At 39.6% G+C, this 2,286-nt stretch carries 1 protein-coding gene; it reads right to left on the minus strand.

Features of this window, described 5'->3' with window-relative positions; translation table 11 throughout:
* Positions 1 to 447: 447 nt before the first annotated feature.
* Entirely contained in the window at positions 448 to 2,130 is a 1,683-nt protein-coding gene (locus JO950_RS12250) for a DUF4983 domain-containing protein (RefSeq protein ID WP_202702905.1), read from the minus strand.
* Between the last annotated feature and the right edge of the window lie 156 nt (positions 2,131 to 2,286).

Consider the following 2,286-nt stretch of genomic DNA (forward strand, 5'->3'; position numbering starts at 1 on the left):
GATTTCTCTCTTCGATCGAAATGACACAAAATGAGAAAAAAAACCTTTGCGAACCTTGCGTAACATCTTTGCGCTCTTTGCGGTTAAACTCATCCCTTTACATTAAAAAAACTTCGCGAACCTTGCGTAACATCTTTGCGCTCTTTGCGGTTAAACTCAAGACCAAAATTAAATCAAAAAGGCTACCTTCAAAAATGAAGATAACCCTTTAAAAAACAATAAAACACAAATTTTTAACGAAGCAAATCACACGTGGGATTCGAAAAAGATTGGCGACATTCTGTGTCGAGTTTCTAATGCGATTTCTCTCTTCGATCGAAATGACACAAAATGAGAAAAAAAACCTTTGCGAACCTTGCGTAACATCTTAGCGTTCTTTGCGGTTAAATAAAAAAGGCTACCTTCAAAAAAGAAGATAACCCTTTAAAAAACAAAAAACACAAATTTTTAATTCGCTGTTGGAAGCCATGAACGGCCGTCTAATGACCAGCTTGTATTGATGGGTACACCAAACCATTGTAACGAAGAATAGGCGATATCTACCATTTTAGGAACTGCTCCTGTTGCGGTACCACATTTTAAGGAGGCTGTAGTGTTTATCCATGTTGGAGTATTTGGAAAAGCAAGGTTTACCTGCTGAACGCTTGAATCGGTAAAACTGTTTCCTGATCCGTTATCTCCTTTCCAATATCCAATAAGATTGGAGTAATCCGGATGTGAAGCGGTAACCGAAGAACAGGTATAATTTAAAATCGAAGCTTCCGATAAGGCTTTGTTCCATACACGCACCTCAGCAATATTTCCGTTTACATTGGCACCATAGGTTAGCGTTCCGTCCTGTCCTATCGCAAAAGGCAGTCCAGAAGTCAGACTTCCGAAACTGGCTCCAATAGCAGCCTGCCCCACAAAAGCACCGTCCTGATACGTTTTAACCAATTTGGCTGTGCGGTCCACCACAAGTGTCAAATGATGCCATTTCCCATCATTGATTGTCCCACCGGAAATATCCACACGACTTTGAGTGTCCCCAATATTTACCTTCCATGTTCCTCCGGTATTGGCGCAGATGACAAAACCCCGATTTTTACCACTCACCCAGTTTTTATTCGAAACCAGCGAAGGATCACTGCTATATCCTGATGTTTTTACCCGACACTCCACTGTAAAACTCGAAGTTCCGAAATTGTAAAGTGCATTAGATGTTGAAGCATAAATAGAATTGGAATTAAAATTGACAAACTTACCCGTTATCGTTGTAGTGGGATCGACCGGTTTTTCGATTTTAGTCGACGTAAAGTTTTTATTGTTGAAAATAGTAAAGATGTTTCGTTCTTCGTAAGAACTTCCGCCATGAGATCCACTGGAACCTGTAACAATCCCTCCGTGATCCGGCGCTACCACGACCAACCAATCCTCATTGGCATAGTTAGGTCTGTTCTTTAAAGCCGTTAAGATTTCACCTATGTAACCGTCTGTGGTTTCAATTGAAGATTTGTACTGCGATACATTAAGCGAAAATCCATAGCTGTGTCCTGCATGATCGACATCATCAAAATGCAAAAACAAGGCATCCGGATTGTCGTTTGTAAGTGCGGCAACCACTTCATTTTTAACAGCCAAATCGGTAGTGAGTGTTTTCTCTACATCAATGCCATTCACAATATAGGTATTGATGGGTGCCCAATGCACAATCGACATGGTTTTTAAAGCAGAATTATACGTTTCAAGTCTTTTCAAAAAACTAGGATACGAGGTAAAATTCGGACTCGAAAATGAATTATCGGTTACGCCATGTTTCAAATGGGTCACGCCGGTAAGCATCGTCGACCAGCCGTTTCCGCTCCACGTAGGTGCTTCGGTCAATGCATCTACACTGTAAACCGCATTGGGTAATAAAGCATGAACATTAGGAGTGTTGGCTCCCATTAGAGCATCGCCGCGACAGCCGTCGATTCCTATAATCAGTAATTTTCTGGTTCCACTGCTTAAAGCAGATTTGCCGGTTTTAGAGTTTGCTTTAGCATTTACTGCCTGTTCGTCTTTCGCAAGCGCTGAATCGTTGGTACAGGAAGTGACTAAAAGCGCACTTGCAAGAATTGTAATGTAACTTAATCTAAAAATCTTTTTCATTGGGTTGAATTGTTTTATGGTTACTATTTATTTACTTGTTTGAAACTTTTCCTGCAGGGATATTGTTTTTACTAATTGATAATTGATAATTGATAATTGATAATTGATAATTGATAATTGATAATTGATAATTGATAATTGATAATTGATAATTGA

The sequence above is a fragment of the Flavobacterium sp. UGB4466 genome, assembly GCF_903469665.1.
Taxonomy (GTDB): domain Bacteria; phylum Bacteroidota; class Bacteroidia; order Flavobacteriales; family Flavobacteriaceae; genus Flavobacterium; species Flavobacterium lipolyticum.

What these genes read in the sequence shown, in the direction of transcription:
- JO950_RS12250 (WP_202702905.1), bottom strand. Translation starts at nt 2,130, where the DNA reads ATGAAAAAGATTTTTAGATTAAGTTACATTACAATTCTTGCAAGTGCG.